Origin of the sequence: Enterobacter sp. JMULE2 (genome assembly GCF_013337145.1) — a bacterium.
In the GTDB taxonomy this organism is placed as follows: Bacteria; Pseudomonadota; Gammaproteobacteria; order Enterobacterales; family Enterobacteriaceae; genus Enterobacter; species Enterobacter mori.
Window position 1 is genome coordinate 387,816 of record NZ_SGWD01000015.1, and the last position, 17,586, is coordinate 405,401.

At 55.5% G+C, this 17,586-nt stretch carries 13 protein-coding genes; 6 read left to right on the plus strand and 7 right to left on the minus strand.

The window, feature by feature from the left end:
* Nucleotides 1-20: 20 nt before the first annotated feature.
* The 7 genes from fhuA to hrpB form a co-directional block, all read right to left on the minus strand.
* A complete protein-coding gene (gene fhuA / locus EXW94_RS19820; RefSeq protein ID WP_174340797.1) occupies nt 21-2,231 on the minus strand; it encodes a ferrichrome porin FhuA in 2,211 nt (736 codons plus the stop codon).
* A 203-nt stretch (nt 2,232-2,434) separates the two neighbouring features.
* Complete coding sequence (locus EXW94_RS19825) at nt 2,435-3,442, minus strand: fimbrial protein (protein ID WP_174340798.1); 1,008 nt, start codon at nt 3,440-3,442, stop codon at nt 2,435-2,437.
* A 13-nt stretch (nt 3,443-3,455) separates the two neighbouring features.
* Complete coding sequence (locus tag EXW94_RS19830) at nt 3,456-5,933, minus strand: fimbria/pilus outer membrane usher protein (protein WP_174340799.1); 2,478 nt, start codon at nt 5,931-5,933, stop codon at nt 3,456-3,458.
* Between the two features lie 20 nt (nt 5,934-5,953).
* Nucleotides 5,954-6,667, minus strand: coding sequence for a molecular chaperone (locus EXW94_RS19835; protein WP_108417055.1), 714 nt, complete (start codon nt 6,665-6,667; stop codon nt 5,954-5,956).
* Between the two features lie 42 nt (nt 6,668-6,709).
* Complete coding sequence (locus EXW94_RS19840) at nt 6,710-7,282, minus strand: fimbrial protein (protein ID WP_174340800.1); 573 nt, start codon at nt 7,280-7,282, stop codon at nt 6,710-6,712.
* Nucleotides 7,283-7,629: 347 nt separating this feature from the next.
* Nucleotides 7,630-10,155 (minus strand): bifunctional glycosyl transferase/transpeptidase, encoded by a 2,526-nt coding sequence (mrcB, locus tag EXW94_RS19845; protein ID WP_174340801.1) that lies wholly within the window; start codon nt 10,153-10,155, stop codon nt 7,630-7,632.
* A gap of 155 nt (nt 10,156-10,310) precedes the next feature.
* Nucleotides 10,311-12,740 (minus strand): ATP-dependent helicase HrpB, encoded by a 2,430-nt coding sequence (hrpB, locus tag EXW94_RS19850; protein WP_174340802.1) that lies wholly within the window; start codon nt 12,738-12,740, stop codon nt 10,311-10,313.
* A gap of 73 nt (nt 12,741-12,813) precedes the next feature.
* Between hrpB and thpR the strand changes: the two genes are divergently transcribed.
* From thpR to folK, 6 genes are all read left to right on the plus strand, one after another.
* Nucleotides 12,814-13,368: an RNA 2',3'-cyclic phosphodiesterase gene (gene thpR / locus EXW94_RS19855; protein ID WP_042716977.1), complete on the plus strand. Its 555-nt coding sequence runs from the start codon at nt 12,814-12,816 to the stop codon at nt 13,366-13,368.
* Nucleotides 13,358-14,062 (plus strand): DNA/RNA nuclease SfsA, encoded by a 705-nt coding sequence (sfsA, locus tag EXW94_RS19860; RefSeq protein WP_174340803.1) that lies wholly within the window; start codon nt 13,358-13,360, stop codon nt 14,060-14,062. Before thpR ends, sfsA begins: the two co-directional genes overlap by 11 nt.
* A 176-nt stretch (nt 14,063-14,238) precedes the next feature.
* The gene (gene dksA / locus EXW94_RS19865) at nt 14,239-14,694 is read left to right on the plus strand and encodes an RNA polymerase-binding protein DksA (RefSeq protein ID WP_001155232.1); all 456 of its coding nucleotides are present in this window, start codon (nt 14,239-14,241) and stop codon (nt 14,692-14,694) included.
* A gap of 57 nt (nt 14,695-14,751) precedes the next feature.
* Nucleotides 14,752-15,642: a tRNA glutamyl-Q(34) synthetase GluQRS gene (gene gluQRS / locus EXW94_RS19870; protein ID WP_174340804.1), complete on the plus strand. Its 891-nt coding sequence runs from the start codon at nt 14,752-14,754 to the stop codon at nt 15,640-15,642.
* A 42-nt stretch (nt 15,643-15,684) separates the two neighbouring features.
* Nucleotides 15,685-17,082, plus strand: coding sequence for a polynucleotide adenylyltransferase PcnB (pcnB, locus tag EXW94_RS19875; protein ID WP_108417062.1), 1,398 nt, complete (start codon nt 15,685-15,687; stop codon nt 17,080-17,082).
* Nucleotides 17,079-17,558, plus strand: coding sequence for a 2-amino-4-hydroxy-6-hydroxymethyldihydropteridine diphosphokinase (folK, locus tag EXW94_RS19880; RefSeq protein WP_174340805.1), 480 nt, complete (start codon nt 17,079-17,081; stop codon nt 17,556-17,558). The genes pcnB and folK overlap by 4 nt, the downstream gene beginning before the upstream one ends.
* The last annotated feature ends 28 nt before the right edge of the window (nt 17,559-17,586 follow it).

The following is a 17,586-nucleotide window of genomic DNA, read 5'->3' on the forward strand; positions in this document are numbered from 1 at the left end:
GAACCGTGCCCGAAGAGAGATTAGAAGCGGAAGGTCGCGGTGGCAACAACCTGACGTCCTGCTCCCCAGTAGCATGCATATTCGCTGTAGCAGCTGGAAACATACTCGCGGTCAAAGATGTTGTTCACGTTGACGCCGACTGAAGAGCCCGGCATTCCGAAGCGCGCCAGATCGTATTTCACCGTCGCATCTGCCAGCGCGTAGCCCGCAACGTTAAACGACTCGTAGGCTTTCGGTGAGGCGGCGGAGTAGTAGGACACGGTATTGCCGATATAACGGGTACCCGCACCGACAGTCAGCCCGCTCAGCGCCGTTTCGTGGAAGGTATAATCCGCCCACAGAGAGGCCATATTACGTGGTACTTCCGCCGGGCGACGTCCTTCATACCAGGTGTCGTGCGTATATTCCGCATCGGTGTAGCTGTAGGATGCCGTCACGTTCACGTTGGCAGACACGGCCGCTTTCGCTTCCAGTTCGAAGCCACGGGAACGGATTTCTCCACCCTGCACGCTAAAGCCGCTGGTCGGGTTCGCAGGATCGGCGGTCAGGTTGTTATTCTTGGTCAGCTGGTACACCGCAGCAGTGACAACAACAGGTAGATCTTTCGGGACATACTTCACGCCCGCTTCGTACTGCTTGCCGCGAGCCGGATCGAACGGCTTACCGTCCTGGGTCGTCCCGGAAACCGGTTCGAAAGATTCGCTGTAGCTAAAGTACGGCGTGATACCGTTGTCGAACAGGTAGTTAATCCCCCCGCGCCAGGTGAATGCCTGGTCGTTAATTTCCGCGGTGGTTCCGCTGGCGCGATTCAGGGCTGACGTTTTTGCAAAGTCATAGCGGCCACCCATCGTGAGCACCCACTTATCCCATTCAGCCTGGTCCTGAGCGTACAGGCCCGTTTGCTCCTGACGGTTAAGCATCTGATACAGGTAGTAAACATCGACGTTCGGATTACCGTACTCAGGCTTCGTCATGCTGATAGGATCGGCGGTGCCATAGTCAGCGTTAATGTCATTACGCATGCGGAGGTAATCGACACCCGTTAACAGGGTATGATCAACTGCGCCGGTTGCAAATTTGGACTGAAGCTGCGTATCAACCGTGAAAGAATTCAGATTTTCATCAGAACGGACATAGGCACGGCTGATTTGTGCCGGGGCGATATAGCCATTGCCGTAGACTGAGCGGTAAAGGGTATTGATTTTGCTGTAGCGCAGATTTTGACGCACGGTGAAGGTGTCGTCGAATTGATGCGAGAAGCTATACCCCACCATCTTCTGACGACGGGAGATCTTGTTATCTTCCTCGCCTTCATTGAAATCAGTCGGCAGTTTATGCGCGTTGCCGTTGGCGTCGTAGTAAGGCACAACGGTGCCTTCCCGCGGCAGCCAGCCGTAATAGCCCGCATCCGGATCGCTCTGGAAGTTGCTCAGGAAAGTAAAATCGGTTTTATCATCAGGACGCCAGCTGAAGGAAGGCGCAATCGCGTAGCGGGTAGACTTCACCATTTCCTGCTGCGCATTTTCGCTGCGCCCCAGACCGGTGAGGCGATACGCCCATACGCCGTCATCGTCAATCGCATCGCTGAAGTCAAACCCGGTTTGCCACAGGTTATCCGTTCCCATTTTGAACTGAATTTCTTTCAGCGGCTCCGTGGTTGGGCGCTTGCTCACCATACTCACCACTCCGCCCGGGTGGCTTTTACCATACAGCACGGAAGTAGGACCACGCAGCAGTTCAACGCGCTCAAGGAAATAGGGATCCATAGAGGCTTCAGAATAGTTATCACCCTGCAGCTTCATGCCATCCAGATACTGGTTGGTGTTTACGGTGCTGGAGGTGGTGAAACCACGAATAGAAACTACATCATAGGTCGTTGATGCGCCGCGCGTTGAAAATACGCTCGGCGTATAGGCCAGAGCCTGTTTAACCGTACCCGGCTGTTTCATGTCCATTTCTTCACGTGTTACCACGGAAATGGACTGCGGGGTTTTCTCAATTGGAGTATCGGTTTTGGTCGCTGTCGCGGTCCGTTTTGCTGCAATTGTCGGCGCTGGTCCCCAGGCACTTTCCTGCGCAGCAGGTGCGGCAGTAACGGTGATGGTTTCTTCTTTTTTCGGGGTTTCGGCAGCCTGTGCGTAAGTAGACATGCCGGCAACCGCTGTGGCTACGACAACCGCGATTTTACGCAGCGACGTGTTAATTGGCTGAGCAGTATTGGAAAGCGCCATGTTGTTCTCTGATGGAAAAGTGAATGATAACGTAAACGAGAATTATTATTATGACCGCAGAATAATATGCGAAACGCTGCTTGCATAGCAAGCAGTAAGCGGCCCTACAAGATTTAAGGGTTTAAGAATTAACCAGATGAAAACAGGGGGTTAATGGAGTTAGCGAAATGATCGCTAAAGCCCGCTGAAACGGGCGGAAAGGATTAACGGTAAAACACTTCGAACGTGGCGACGGAATCGACTTTGCCCGCTTTAACCTCCCCCGTTTTGACGTAGCGCGCCTTAAGGGGGATTTCAACGGGGACTTTGTCCTGCGTACTGGTTATCGTCGTGTAGTTCTGGTCAAACTGCAGCACCGTATCGTTCTTGTCGAGAATTTGGATGCCGACACCCGCAGCGGCGGAATCTCCTGCGGCAATGCCGAGGATATTACCGTTCGTCACCCCCGTCGAACCCGCGCTGGTGAACTGATAATCGACCTTTGTCCCCGCCGCGCAGTCGGTGATTTCAATCTTAAAACTGCCGTCGGTGAGAATGTCTGAGTATTGTCCGTTAAAATCCTGCACATTAACCGTTTTTAGGGGCACATAGATGTTACGGTCGACCAGATTACAGGTGTTGGTGGTGATATGAACGCTGGTGGGCGAAAAACGCATTTCACCAATCACGACTCCCCCTAACGTATCCTGAGCGGTTAACCGCGAGGTATCCAGATACCCCTCCTGAATATCGCCAATGACGATGAGCTGCGCGGCGGCACGAAAAACGGATGTGTAATGAGAATAGCCGTGAATCGATCCAACGCTATGCCACGGGCGAGTCAGGTTTTCTTCAGTATAATCCGGAAATTGCTCGGAAGAAGAGGCCGCGCGGATCCCAATCCCCGGCACGTTCGTTTTATACACTCCCGGCAACACATCTTCGCGAGCATCCCCCTCCGTTAGCGTCAGATACCCTCGTCGAATCTGGGCGTCAGCGCCGCCGCAATCCACTCTGACTTCGCCGCTTTCCGCGTTGTTATCATAAATCACCGTCCCCACCGGCGTATCGGGATCGAGAACAATCGCGGGTGGGATTTGGAACGTAACCACCCCGTCCTTTCCCCCCTCGCCTGTGAAGGTGCAGTTAGCATACGCCGGATGCAGAAAAACGGTGGCGATCAGCAGCGCAACCCCTGCGCAAAGGGAGTGTATCGTCATACGTTGGCTCATCGGGTTTCCTTATTCACCTGCACGTTACCGTTGCCTTAACCATGTCAGTCACGCCGTCGTCGGGCATGTCGATTTCCCCCTGACACTGTTGTTCAGCCTCTTCTCCCCACTGCACGCTGAACGTCGTTTTGTCATGAAGCCCCGTCAGATAGGCTTCTCCGCCATCTCCGACAATGGCGGTGGTGGTATCCAGCGCAACCACTGCGCCAAACGGAACAGGCTTGCCCGCAAAGAGCAGAGTCACCAGCGCGCGCCGTCCAACGCGTGCTTCGAACGAGACCTTTATGGCTGCCCCTTTCGTCGGCACGAGATCCTGTGTTGCCGCGTCAATATCAATATCCTGCCGATCCTGGGTATTCACCGTGATGGTGTTATGTCGATAGGCCGTCAGAGAGGGGACAATCGCATTGCCAAAAGCATCGGTATAAATGCCACGCCCGTTTTGCACCTTGACGTTTTCGCCCTTATTGATGTGCACAATGGCGAAGGCGTCACGCACCGGTTGTCCCGGCGTCACGCCATGCTCATGGGCAACAACCGAGCCCTGCGCGCTATAGTTCCACTGTCGGTTATCGCCACCGTAGCTGTACCCCATCCCGACTTCACCGGAAGCGCCACGGTAACGCCCGGACAGGCTGCCGCCGTAGCCGGTGTTCTGATTGGCATAGCTCTGCTGGAGGTTGTAGCTCAGCTTGTTGTCCTCCAGCGCGGTGCCGCCGAGCCCGACCTGATGCGAGACAAACCCACCGCTGGCGGTATTCGCGCTGTAGGTTGCCCAGGTATCAGGCAGCCACTTTGAGAACGGAATGTTGACCGTCAACGCCATTTGCCGGTCGGAATCGGCATCCGGCGTGCGGGTCAGGTTGTAGCTTATCGACCAGGTGATATCGCGCCAGCTGGAGCTCAGCCCGGCGCTGACGCTACGCTCATGGCCGTCCATATCCCAGTAATCCTGCTGATAGCCGTTGAGATAAGCCGAGCCCCAGTCTGAAATACGCTGAGAAAGGTTTAGCTGCATGCGGCTACGGCGGTTGTAGGTTCTGCGGTAGGTATAAATGCCGTCATCGATCTTGCTGTCACGCCGATCGATAGCCTCCTGAAAGGTATAAAACCCCGAGGTGGAGTAGCGGTAGCTGGCAAGCGTGACGGTCGTATCCGTGTCGGGAATATCTTTTGAGTACTGAGCCCGCCACGATAAACCGCTGGCATCGTCACGCCCGTCATCAAACACGGTACGAGCGGTCGTTAGATCGACAGATGCGGAGCCGAAGTGCCCCAGATCGGCACCAATCCCCAGCAGCAGCGCATGATACAGTGACGCCCCCAGCGCGCCGGTATAGGCCGTCACACCGTAAGGCAGACCATAGATAGCCGTACCTTGCGCAAAGATAGGTTCATCTTCACCTTCGTTACCACGATAGCGCCCAGCGGCCAGCGAGTACTTAAAACCGCCTTCTCGCTGTAACACTGGCACCGAGGCGCTGGCCTGTATGAAGCTGTGCTCGCTGCCATCCGCCTCTTCGACGGTCACTTCCAGATCGGCGCCGGATGTCACCTGGCTCAAGTCGCGGATCTCAAAAGGCCCCGGCGAGACGTTTGTTTGATAGATGATGTAGCCGTTTTGCTTGATGGTGACTTTCGCGTCGCTATTAGCAATACCCCGCACAACAGGCGCAAAGCCTTGCTGGCTGACGGGCAGCATAGCGGTGTCCGTTTCCATCTTCACGCCGGTCATCTGGACGCTGTCAAAAAGCTCGCCATTGGTATAGGTCTGCCCCATCTCAAGCTGGCTTTTCAACGCTTTGATGTCACGCTGCAACGTGCTGGCGATAGCCTCCCAGCCGGAAGCGTCGCTCCAGGTGCTGTTATTGCGCAGTCGCCACGCCCCAAGGTTAATCCCCGACTCCAGACCGAGCCAGGTTGAAGAGGTATTGCCCGAGCTATAGTGCTGCTGAGAACCGCTGAGCTGATAGCTTGTCCAGGCGGCAGGTGCACCGTCATCCCAGAACTTCGGGTTAATCGCCCCGGCGGCGGCGCGATCGCGATAGACCTGTGGAATGACCAGCTTCAGGGTCTGGTTATCCTGATTGTAATCGTAGCGTGCATTTTCAATGAAATGAGAGATGTCCCGAACGTAAGCCTGGTCGTCCAGTTCTTTCAAATCCGGGATCGTGTCGACTTTCACGCCAAATTCACGCAGGTCCGCTTTGGTCAGTTCCGGCAGCAGATGCTGTTTATCGTCAGAAATCACATAGGTGAGCGTACGGATATCCAGCACGTCCCGATCCCACATAATCGTCGTGGGGTAGCTCCCCGCAAGTAACCCGTTATCATTGATGAAGTTTTTGAGCGTGGAGGTATTTTCGAGAGGGGTATCCAGTTCAAGGATCCGCAGGTTGAATTCGTCATCCGCATTTGCAGGCTGGATCGCGGCGAGCAGCGCCAGCGCGATCCCGGACAGTACCTGTTTGTGAAGTAAAGATGACGACATAACTTACCAACATGATCGATTCAAAGAGCCTGCTTGCGTTGAGGAGTCTGGGCGCCGAAATCATTAATAGCCGTCCAGGTCACCGCGCCATTTGCCGCTTTTGGTAGCGCGAAACTCTGCTTGCTAAACGGTGCAACCATCATTGAAATGGCACCCGGCGTGGTTTTGGTCTCTTTCACCGGTACACTTTTTCCGCCAACGGACAGTTCGCCAAAAGAGACGTAAAAAGGCGTAGGGTTGTTTGCGATTAGCGTGTCCCCCTGACGATGGAACGTGATCTTTTCATAGGCTCCCAGGGCATCAGCTTCCTTCAACTGAGCGGGACGCCAGAAAAGCTTCAGGCGCGTTTTCATAGCGAACTGCAGGGTATTCTTCTCTTTCAGGTCGGGAGACAGAGCAGAGACAGATTTCACATTCGCCAGAAACAGTGATTCGCGATCTGCCGGCAGGCTGTTTTTATCACCGGTAAAAATAACGTGTAACAGTGTCTGACGATTTTCCTGCAACTTATAGACAGGCGGCGTAATAATAAAGGGAGCCTTTGCATCATTGGGATAACTGACCCAGCTTTGCACCAGATAACGCGTATGAGGATCTTTATTTTTAAGTGCGATTTGTACTTCAGATTTATTCGATGGATAGATAATTCGCGTACCACCGAGAACAACGCTTGCCTGCACTGAACAGCAAGAAATAATTAAACAGCCACATAACAATTTAAATAACGTCTTCATACAGCATTCCAGAAGGCAGCCGTTCAGGCTGCCAGTCATTGTTTAGCGATAGACAACCTCAAATGTGGCTGAGGAGGAGTAATGACCCGCGGTTGGCGCGGTATCACCGACCTGAATCACTTTCGCGGTGTAGTTAAAGACAGAAGCCGCTGCGCCGGTCGCATCGTTAGCCACGTCGGTGCCCGCATCCGGTACTGAACCGTCGAAGACCACATCGCCTGTAGAGCCATTATCATTGCTGACAATGATGCCAACGTTAGTGGCGTTGCCTGCGCCGGAGAGATCGTTCTTCAAACGCTTGTACGCAGCGTCTGTTGTTGTGCCGCTGAACTTGAGGTTCAGGTTGGCGACCAGCGGGTCACATTTTTTCACTTCAATCTTAAACGCTTTAGACGTCCCGACCTGACCGTCGATGCCAAAATCTGAAGGATAAGTATCTGCGAATGTAACGGTGGAGGTATTGGTCCCCGTACCATCAACATTGATCTCGCAGGTATCCGCCACAATTTTTCCGGCGAAATTTACCGTACCTGAATCATTCGCCGCAAAGACCGGCAGCGACAACGCCGCCATAACGCTTCCGGCCAATAAAGAAGAAATAAATGTCTTATTCATAACAACATCCTTATATATGCTTACAACGGAATCCATTCCTGGGAAAAATAATTTTCCCCAGAATGTTTTTTTAAATGAGGTATCACTCCCCCCCGGAAGACCATTAATAAGAACATCCCATGAGGAAAGTGAAACTCACGAACTTAATTACATCAGATTAATCTTTATCGTGTCCAGCAGACTGGCGAATGAAATAGTTTAAAGTAACACCAACATACTGATTGCAATAAGAAAACTCATGCATTAATAATTCTTAATTAGAATTTTACTAAAATTAAAATAAGAACAAATGTAAACACAAAAAAAAGCCGCTTATCACTAAGCGGCTTTTTTATTCAGGAAACTAATCAGTTTCCGCCAAACATGTCCTTGATCCAGCCCGCTACACCATCACTGTCCTTCTTCTCATTCTGCTGCTGCGGCTGTTGTTGCTGCGGCTGCTGAGGTTGAGAAGACTGATCGAACGGATTGCCCGTCGGCTGTTCTGGCTGGCTCTGCTGGCACAGCGAGTCTGGATTGGTTGTCCAGACCGGCAGCGTGCGCATACCGCCACCGCAGATAAAGTTACCGGATCCATCAACGCCCATATCAACGATATCTTCCGGCGCAACAAGGTTCAGCGGCACCGGGGACTGATTCGCCAGATAGCGCTGGTAAATCGACATCGCCCCGCTCGCCCCGTACAGTTTGGTCGGCTGGTTGTTGTCGCGGCCTACCCAGGTGATCACCACTTCACGGCCATCAATACCGGCAAACCAGGTATCGACGTTGTTGTTAGTGGTACCTGTTTTACCCGCCAGATGCAGACCCGGGTATTTCGCTCCCAGCTGACGCCCGGTACCACGCTGCACAACCTGCTGCATGGTCCACAGCGTCATATATGCCGCCTGCGCCGGAACAGCACGCTCCGCCTGCGGGAAGCTTTGATAGAGCACAGAACCGTCTTCGGCAATGACCGAGCGCAGCGCAGAAAGCTGTGCACGGTTACCGCCGCTGGCGATGGTCTGGAACGCCTGCGCCACTTCGATTGGCGTCAGGTTAAGCGCCCCCAGAATCATCGCCGGGACCGGATGCAGCTGATCTTTCGGCACGCCCAGCTTCTGCCAGGTATCGGTGATAGCAGGCAGGCCCAGCGCCATACCAAGGTTAACGGTTGGTACGTTCATGGAACGCGTTAACGCATCCACCAACATTACCTGACCGCTGAACTGTTTATCATCGTTCTGCGGAGACCACACCTGACCGTTTGGCTGACGCAGGGAGATCGGTACATCGGCGATCCAGGTATTCAGACGATACTGGTTCGGCTGGCTCAGCGCGGTAAGGTAGGTCGCCGGTTTTGCCAGAGAACCAATTGAACGACGCGCCTGCATTGCACGGTTATAACCCGCAAACTGCGGCTCAGCGCCGCCCACCATGGCGCGAACTTCACCGGTGTTACGGTCAACCACCACCATCGCGGTTTCCAGATCGCTCAGCTTGCGCTGTTTCTTCAGCGCTGGAATGCCCTCAACGGCCGCTTTTTCTGCCGCGTCCTGCGCCACGGAGTCGAAGGTGGTAAAGATCTTCACGCCGGAGAGATCTTTCACCTTATCACCGAGCTTAGACTGCAGCTCCTGACGCACCATCTGCATAAACGCAGGCTGCGGGGAGATCACGCCGCCGCGCGGCTGAACGCCGAGTGGACGCGCGCTCAGCATGTCGTACAGTTCCTGATCGATCACCTGCTGTTGTTGCAGCAGACGCAGCACCAGGTTACGACGCTCCAGCGCCAGTTTCGGGTTACGCCACGGGTTATAGATGGACGCCCCTTTCACCATGCCCACCAGCAGCGCCTGCTGGTCAAGGCTCAGCTCTTCCACCGGACGGCCAAAGTAGTACAGACTCGCCAGCGGGAAGCCGCGGATTTCGTTATCACCGCTCTGACCGAGGTACACCTCGTTCATGTACAGCTCAAGGATACGATCCTTGCTGTAACGGGCATCCATCAGCACCGCCATATACGCTTCGTTGGCTTTACGCCAGTAGGAGCGTTCGCTGGAGAGGAACAGGTTCTTCACCAGCTGCTGGGTCAGGGTACTTGCCCCCTGGACGGTACGTCCGGCGGTCAGGTTCGCCAGCACCGCACGACCAATCGAGTAAAGGCTAATACCGTCGTGCTCGTAGAAGTGACGGTCTTCGGTTGCCAGCAGGGTATCCACCAGCAGGTCCGGGAAGCCGTTACGCGCCACGAACAGACGTTGCTCGCCGTTGGCCGACGAAAGCATGGTGATCAAACGCGGATCGAGACGGAAGAAACCGAACTGGCGGTCGTTATCCATGTTCTCGATCGTTTCCAGGCGATCGCCGTCGAAGGTCAGACGCGCGCGCACCTGCCCTTCTTTGCTGTCCGGGAAGTCGAACGGACGACGGATCATCTCAATGCTCTTCGCCTGCACCGTAAACTCGCCTGGGCGGGTCATTTTCGTGACCTGACGATACTGTGTCGCCTGCAGCAGTTTGACCATCTCGTTCTTGCTGATGGACATATCCGGCTCAAGGTTCACCATACGGCCATAGACTGCCGCAGGTAACTGCCAGACTTTCCCGTCAATACGGCTGCGGATCTTCTGATCCAGATACACGCCGTAGATCGCGATCAGCACCACAAAAACAATAAACAGCTTCAGCAGCAGCCAGAACCAGCCGCGCTTACCACGAGGCTTCCGCCCTTTGCCTTTCCCTTTACGCGGCATTGGCTCATCATCCTCATAATCGTCTTCGTAGTCATCGTCATACTCCTCATCTCTGAGGCGACGACGGCTCACCTTTTCTTTCGCCGGACGCGTTGGCTTTCCCTTACGTCCTATTGGCTCGCGGTCATTCCCCGCCATGCTTTTTCTCCGCAACATTCAGGCGCAAAGGCCAGATTTTCTTATCTTTCACAGCTCTATGAAAGAAGAAATCTCTCAAAATTGGTTTTCTCCCTCTCCCTGTGGGAGAGGGCCGGGGTGAGGGCATCAGGCCGCACTCCCCTCTTTCACCTTACTCACGAATACTTCTTCGTCCGCCTCGTCGGCGCCGTATTTGCCGGGTCGTCCGGCCAGACGTGTTTGGGATACCGCCCCTTCATCTCTTTTTGCACTTCACGGTAGCTTCCCGCCCAAAACGCCCCCAGGTCACGAGTGATCTGCAGCGGGCGATGCGCCGGGGACAGCAGTTCGAGTACCAGAGAAACGCGTCCTTCCGCGATGGACGGCGTGGTGGCCTCCCCAAACATCTCCTGCATCCTTACCGCCAGCGCCGGAGGATTATCCTCGTGATAGCGAATGGCAATCCGGCTTCCGGTCGGCACAGTGTAATGCCCAGGCAGTTCACTATCCAGACGTTGACGTAATGACCAGTCGAGTAAATTCTGTAACGCGGCCTTAACATCGAGCGCTTTCAGCGCTCTGAGCGAATGTACACCGCTCATTTGCGGCAGCAGCCAATCTTCCAGGGAAGCCAGCAGCGTCTCATCATCAACCGTCGGCCAGCCATACTCCGGCAGCCAGCGTGCGGCACAGTGCAGCCGAATACGGTACTGCTCGGCCTCTGGCGTCCAGTTCAATACGCTCAGCCCTTTTTCGCGAATGCCGTTCAGCATGGCCTGATGGAGCTCTTCTTCCGACGGCTTCGCCAGCGGCTTTGTACCTAACGTCAGCTTACCGATCTGGCTACGACGAAACGCCTTAAGCGTGCCCTGGTTATCATCCCACTCAACGATATCGGATTGCTGGAGCAATTGCGGGCAGCAGCGCGTCAGGGCGTCAATATCAACGGCAATTGCCTGTAAAATACGCGCGTCCGGGGAATGGCTGCCCTGCAGTAATAGCGGTGCAATCAGCCATTCATGGCGCGTCAGGGCGTCATCGCTGTCCAGCATCGCCCCCATGCCGTTCGCCAGCTGATAACGTCCGTCCAGCCCGCGACGGCGGGCGATCCGGTCCGGGAAGGCCTGTGTCAGCAGGAAGCCAATACTCGCGCTGTCAGGCGAACCACCGCGGCTGTTCAGGCGTTTGCACAGCTGCTGCGCCCGCTGCTGCCAGTTCCCCTGATTGCGCGAAAACGCCTGCCCCAGATCGCTGCTGCCACCGCGAGGCGGCTCCTCAAGAATAGCCGCCAGTTTTGCCGCCGTTGCAATTTCATCGTCGCCCTGCGCTGACACCAGCATCGCGGCCAGACGCGGCTCGTTGCCCAAGGTCGCCATTTTCTGGCCGCGCGCCGTCAGGCGCTCGCCTTCGAGCGCGCCAAGTTGCGTCAGCAGGTTGCGCGCAGCGGTGAGGTTTACGACAGGCGGAGGATTAAGCCAGGTGAGCTGTTCAGGGTTCGGGCAGCCCCACAGCAGCAGGTCCAGGACCAGGCCAGACAAATCACTTTGTAAAATTTCCGGCGTGCTTTGCTGCGCCGCGCGTTCCGCCTGCTCTGTGCCCATCAAATGCAGGCAGATGCCCGGCTCAAGACGCCCCGCACGGCCCGCACGCTGCACCATCGATGCCTGGCTGATGCGCTGCGTAAGCAGTTTGGTTAGCCCGGTGCGCGCATCAAAGCTTGCCACCCTCTCCTGCGCGCTATCCACCACCAGACGAATGCCTTCAATGGTCAAACTGGTTTCAGCAATATTGGTTGCCAGCACCACCTTGCGCTGCCCCGCCGGGGCCGGAAGAATGGCTTTACGCTGATCCTGTAGCGACAACGCGCCGTAGAGCGGGCAAAGCAGCACATCGTCGCCTACGCGGGAGGAAAGCTGCTCCTGCACGCGCTGGATTTCACCGACGCCCGGCAAAAACAGCAGCAGCGAACCGGGTTCCTGGCGCAGCAGCTCTGCCGTCGCAATAGCGACGGCCTCATCAAAACGCTGATGGGCGGGAAGCGCCTGATAGCGACGTTCAACCGGGAACGCCCGTCCTTCTGAGGAGATAACCGGGGCATCAGGTAAAGCCTGCTGCAGGCGCTCGTTATCGAGTGTCGCCGACATAATCAGTAGCCGAAGATCGTCGCGCAGCCCCTGCTGCACGTCCAGCAGCAGCGCCAGCGCTAAATCCGCCTGCAGGCTGCGCTCGTGGAATTCATCCAGGATCACCAGCCCGATCCCCGTCAGCTCAGGATCGTTTTGCAGCATTCGGGTGAGGATGCCCTCGGTCACCACTTCAAGGCGCGTTGCGGGGCCGACGCAGGTTTCTGCACGCATCCGGTAACCTACCGTCTCGCCCGGTTTTTCATTAAGCAGTTCGGCCAGGCGCTGCGCCACGTTACGCGCCGCCAGCCTGCGCGGCTCCAGCAGGATTATTTTCCCGCGAATATTCCCTTCTTTGAGGATTTGCAGCGGCAGCCAGGTGGATTTACCCGCCCCCGTTGGGGCATTCAGCAAAACCTGCGGGGCATCGTTTAGGGCAGCGAGAAGCTCAGGAAGGACGGCGGCGACCGGCAATGAGGACACTAACAGCTCCAGAGGGTTAACATTAGTCGGCGTACATTGTAGCATCGGCGCATATCATTACCGAGTCCTCCGTATGTCTGAGTCGAAACGACTGTTTTTCGCCATTGAACTTCCCGCCACGCTTCAGCGGCAAATCGTCCGCTGGCGCGCGGAACATTTCCCTTCGGAGGCGGGTCGTCCTGTTGCGGCGGCGAATATGCACCTGACGCTGGCCTTTCTGGGTGAGGTAAGCGCGGATAAACAGCGCGCGTTAGCCGCGATGGCCGGACGCATTTCCCAGCCGGGGTTTACGCTGCACCTCGACGATGCCGGTCAGTGGCTACGCTCACGCGTGGTCTGGCTGGGCACGCGCCAGCCGCCGCGCGGATTGTTACAGCTGGCAAATATGCTGCGCGCCCAGGCGGCACGCAGCGGCTGTTACCAGAGCCCGCAGCCGTTTCATCCACATATCACGTTGCTGCGCGATGCCGGTCAGGCCGTTGCCATTCCGCCACCGGGCTTCCACTGGGCCTTTCCGGTGACCGAATTTGCGCTTTATGAATCTGTCTTTGCACAAGGACGCACCCGCTACACGCCGCTACAGCGCTGGTCGTTGGGTGACGCACTAAGGAAATCCGATGAAGTTTAGTCCTGCTCTACAGCACGCCACGCTGATCCATCGCTACAAACGCTTTCTCGCCGACGTGATCACACCCGAAGGTGAACAGCTCACCCTGCACTGCCCCAACACCGGTGCGATGACCGGTTGTGCGACGCCGGGTGACAGGGTCTGGTATTCCACATCAGAAAATACTAAACGCAAGTATCTCCATACCTGGGAAATGACCGAGACGCAAAACGGGGCGTTTATATGTGTCAATACATTGCGTGCAAACCAATTAGTGAAGGAAGCGCTGACAAATAATGCTCTCCCTGAACTGACAGGCTATAGCCTGCAAAAAAGCGAAGTGAAGTATGGCGATGAAGGCAGCAGAATTGACTTTATGCTCCAGGCGGAAGAGCGGCCTGAGTGCTATATTGAAGTAAAATCAGTGACGTTAGCGGAACAGGAAAATGGCTACTTTCCGGATGCGGTAACGCTACGTGGCCAGAAGCATCTGCGAGAGCTAATGAGTGTAGCGGCGGCGGGCAAACGCGCCGTGTTGCTGTTTGCGGTTTTGCATTCAGCCATTGAACGATTCTCCCCCGCCCGCTATATCGATCCTAAATACGCGCAATTGTTGAATGAGGCACAAAAGCAGGGGGTGGAGGTTTTCGCTTATAAAGCGGAACTTTCTGCCGATAATATGACTCTGAGATCCTCTCTTCCCATTGTCTTATAAGGGAATAGACGATTGACTATTATGTGTTCTGGCCGCGTGCGCAAATACGCTTTTCCTCACAGGCTTGTCAAGTGTTACGTTTAGATAATTGCCATACGGAAAAGCATCTGCTATTTATAGCGACCTGATTTTTCCCCCAACACGGGGATCGATAGTGCGTGTTAAGGAGAAGCAACATGCAAGAAGGGCAAAACCGTAAAACATCGTCCCTGAGTATTCTCGCCATCGCTGGGGTGGAGCCGTATCAAGAGAAACCGGGCGAAGAGTATATGAACGAAGCCCAGCTGTCGCACTTCAAGCGTATTCTTGAAGCATGGCGTAATCAACTCAGGGATGAAGTCGATCGCACCGTTACACATATGCAGGATGAAGCTGCAAACTTCCCGGATCCGGTAGACCGTGCCGCTCAGGAAGAAGAGTTCAGCCTCGAACTGCGTAACCGTGACCGCGAACGCAAACTGATCAAAAAGATCGAGAAAACGCTGAAAAAAGTCGAAGACGAAGATTTTGGCTACTGCGAATCCTGCGGTGTTGAAATCGGCATTCGTCGCCTGGAAGCGCGTCCAACCGCCGATCTGTGCATCGACTGTAAAACGCTGGCCGAAATCCGCGAAAAACAGATGGCTGGCTAATGCCAACCCTCTAACTACTGCAAAGGCGGGAGTCTCTCCCGCCTTGTTACTGTTGATATGTCTGAATCACACTATATTGGGCGCTTCGCGCCATCTCCTTCCGGTGAATTACACTTCGGCTCATTAATTGCCGCGCTCGGCAGCTACCTGCAAGCTCGCGCCCGCCAGGGCAAATGGCTCGTCCGCATTGAAGATATTGATCCTCCGCGTGAAGTTCCCGGTGCAGCAGAAACGATTCTGCGTCAGCTGGAACATTACGGTCTTCACTGGGACGACGATGTACTGTGGCAGTCACAACGCCATGATGCCTATCGGGAACGTCTGGCGTGGCTCTATGAACAAGGGCTGTCCTATTACTGCACCTGCACCCGCGCGCGTATTCAAAGCGTGGGTGGCGTCTATGACGGCCACTGCCGCACGTTGAACAACGGTCCTGAAAATGCCGCCGTGCGTATACGGCAGCGTTCCCCGGTGACGCACTTTACCGATTTACTCTCCGGCGAAATCTACGCCAACAAACGTCTTGCCTGTGAAGATTTCATCATCCATCGCCGCGACGGCCTGTTCGCCTATAACCTGGCGGTGGTGGTGGACGATCATTTCCAGGGCGTGACGGAAATTGTGCGCGGGGCGGATCTGGTTGAGCCGACGGTGCGGCATATATCGCTTTATCATCAGTTTGGCTGGACAGCGCCGGATTACATCCACCTGCCGCTGGCGGTCAATGCGCGGGGCGTTAAGCTCTCCAAGCAGAACCACGCGCCCGCCCTGCCAGGCGGCGATCCGCGCCCTGTTTTGATCGACGCGCTGCGGTTTCTCAACCAAAATGTAACCAACGAATGGCAGGATTTGCGTATAGACGAACTGCTGGATCTGGCCGTCGCCCACTGGACGCTCGAGGCCGTGCCAAAAATCCAGCATTCTCAAATGCGTTGCGCTGAGCTATGATTAGCCGCTTTTTTCATAACAAAACACACTACGAGGTGTACTATTTTTACCCGAGTCGCTAATTTTTGCCGTAAAGTGCTAAGCCGCGAAGAGAGCATGGCTAACGACGCTATTGCGCAAAACCGCATGTCGGTTATTCCGCGTGAGCAGCACACTATTTCCCGCAAAGATATCAGTGAAAATGCCCTCAAGGTGCTCTATCGTCTGAATAAAGCAGGCTACGAGGCCTATCTCGTTGGCGGTGGGGTGCGTGATTTACTGCTGGGCAAAAAACCAAAAGATTTCGACGTGACGACCAGCGCCACGCCAGAACAGGTGCGCAAATTATTCCGTAACTGCCGTCTTGTTGGCCGCCGTTTCCGCCTTGCGCACGTCATGTTTGGTCCGGAAATCATCGAAGTGGCGACGTTCCGTGGCCATCACGAAGCGGGCGTATCCGATCGCACGACGTCCCAGCAGGGCCAGAACGGCATGCTGCTGCGTGATAACATCTTCGGATCCATTGAAGAAGATGCCCAGCGCCGCGATTTCACCATCAACAGCCTTTACTACAGCGTGGCGGATTTCACCGTACGGGATTACGTTGGCGGTATGCAGGACCTGAAAGAAGGCCTGATTCGCCTGATCGGCACGCCGGAAACCCGTTACCGCGAAGACCCCGTGCGTATGCTGCGCGCCGTGCGTTTTGCGGCCAAATTAAACATGCGCATCAGTCCTGAGACCGGTGAGCCGATCCCGCGTCTGGCAACGCTGATTAACGACGTGCCGCCCGCGCGTCTGTTTGAAGAGGCGCTGAAGCTGTTGCAGGCGGGTTACGGGTATGAAACCTACAATCTGCTGCGCGAATACAGCCTGTTCCAGCCCCTCTTCCCAACCATCACGCGCTGCTTTACCGAAAACGGTGACAGCCCGATGGAACGCATTATTGCGCAGGTGCTGAAGAATACCGACACCCGCATCCAGAATGACATGCGTGTGAACCCGGCATTCCTGTTTGCCGCAATGTTCTGGTATCCCCTGCTGGAAGCAGCACAGAGAATTGCGCAGGAAAGCGGTCTGGCCTATTACGATGCCTTTGCGCTGGCGGCAAACGACGTGCTGGATGAAGCCTGTCGTACGCTCGCGATCCCAAAACGTATCACCACGCTGGTGCGCGACATCTGGCAACTTCAGCTGCGCATGTCCCGTCGCCAGGGCAAACGCGCCTGGAAGCTGATGGAGCATCCGAAATTCCGCGCCGCGTTCGACCTGCTGGCACTGCGTGCTGAAATTGAAAAGAACCAGGAGCTGCAGCGTCTGGCGCAGTGGTGGGGCGAATTCCAGGTCTCTGCACCACCCGAGCAAAAAGGGATGCTGACCAATCTGGATGAAGAGCCAGAACCGCGTCGTCGCCACCGTCGCCCGCGCAAACGCGCACCGCGTCGCGAAGGCTCAGCGTGACCCTCGCCTACATCGCCATCGGCAGTAATCTGGCCTCTCCGCTGGAGCAGGTTAACGCTGCCGTTCAGGCGCTCGGGGAGATCCCGCAAAGCCAGATTATTGCGGTCTCCTCTTTTTATCGCACGCCGCCGCTGGGCCCGCAGGATCAGCCTGATTACCTGAACGCCGCCGTCGTGCTCGATACGGCTCTGGATGCCGAAACGCTGCTGGATAATACCCAGCGTATTGAGCTGCAACAGGGTCGCGTACGCAAAGCCGAACGCTGGGGGCCGCGCACGCTCGACCTCGACCTGATGCTGTTTGGCAACGAGATAATCAATACCGAACGCCTCACCGTTCCGCATTACGACATGAAAAACCGCGGTTTTATGCTCTGGCCGCTGTTTGAAGTTGCCCCCGACCTTATCTTCCCCGACGGCCTCTCTCTGAAGGCCGTACTGGAAAGCCTCCGCGCGGAAAAACCCGCCTGCTGGTAAACCTGTTTCATTGCTGATTAACCATTAA

Coding starts and splice junctions, on each gene's coding strand:
- fhuA (WP_174340797.1), bottom strand. CDS start 2,231: ATGGCGCTTTCCAATACTGCTCAGCCAATTAACACGTCGCTGCGTAAA.
- EXW94_RS19825 (WP_174340798.1), bottom strand. CDS start 3,442: ATGAGCCAACGTATGACGATACACTCCCTTTGCGCAGGGGTTGCGCTG.
- EXW94_RS19830 (WP_174340799.1), bottom strand. CDS start 5,933: ATGTCGTCATCTTTACTTCACAAACAGGTACTGTCCGGGATCGCGCTG.
- EXW94_RS19835 (WP_108417055.1), bottom strand. CDS start 6,667: ATGAAGACGTTATTTAAATTGTTATGTGGCTGTTTAATTATTTCTTGC.
- EXW94_RS19840 (WP_174340800.1), bottom strand. CDS start 7,282: ATGAATAAGACATTTATTTCTTCTTTATTGGCCGGAAGCGTTATGGCG.
- mrcB (WP_174340801.1), bottom strand. CDS start 10,155: ATGGCGGGGAATGACCGCGAGCCAATAGGACGTAAGGGAAAGCCAACG.
- thpR (WP_042716977.1), top strand. CDS start 12,814: ATGTCTGAGTCGAAACGACTGTTTTTCGCCATTGAACTTCCCGCCACG.
- sfsA (WP_174340803.1), top strand. CDS start 13,358: ATGAAGTTTAGTCCTGCTCTACAGCACGCCACGCTGATCCATCGCTAC.
- dksA (WP_001155232.1), top strand. CDS start 14,239: ATGCAAGAAGGGCAAAACCGTAAAACATCGTCCCTGAGTATTCTCGCC.
- gluQRS (WP_174340804.1), top strand. CDS start 14,752: ATGTCTGAATCACACTATATTGGGCGCTTCGCGCCATCTCCTTCCGGT.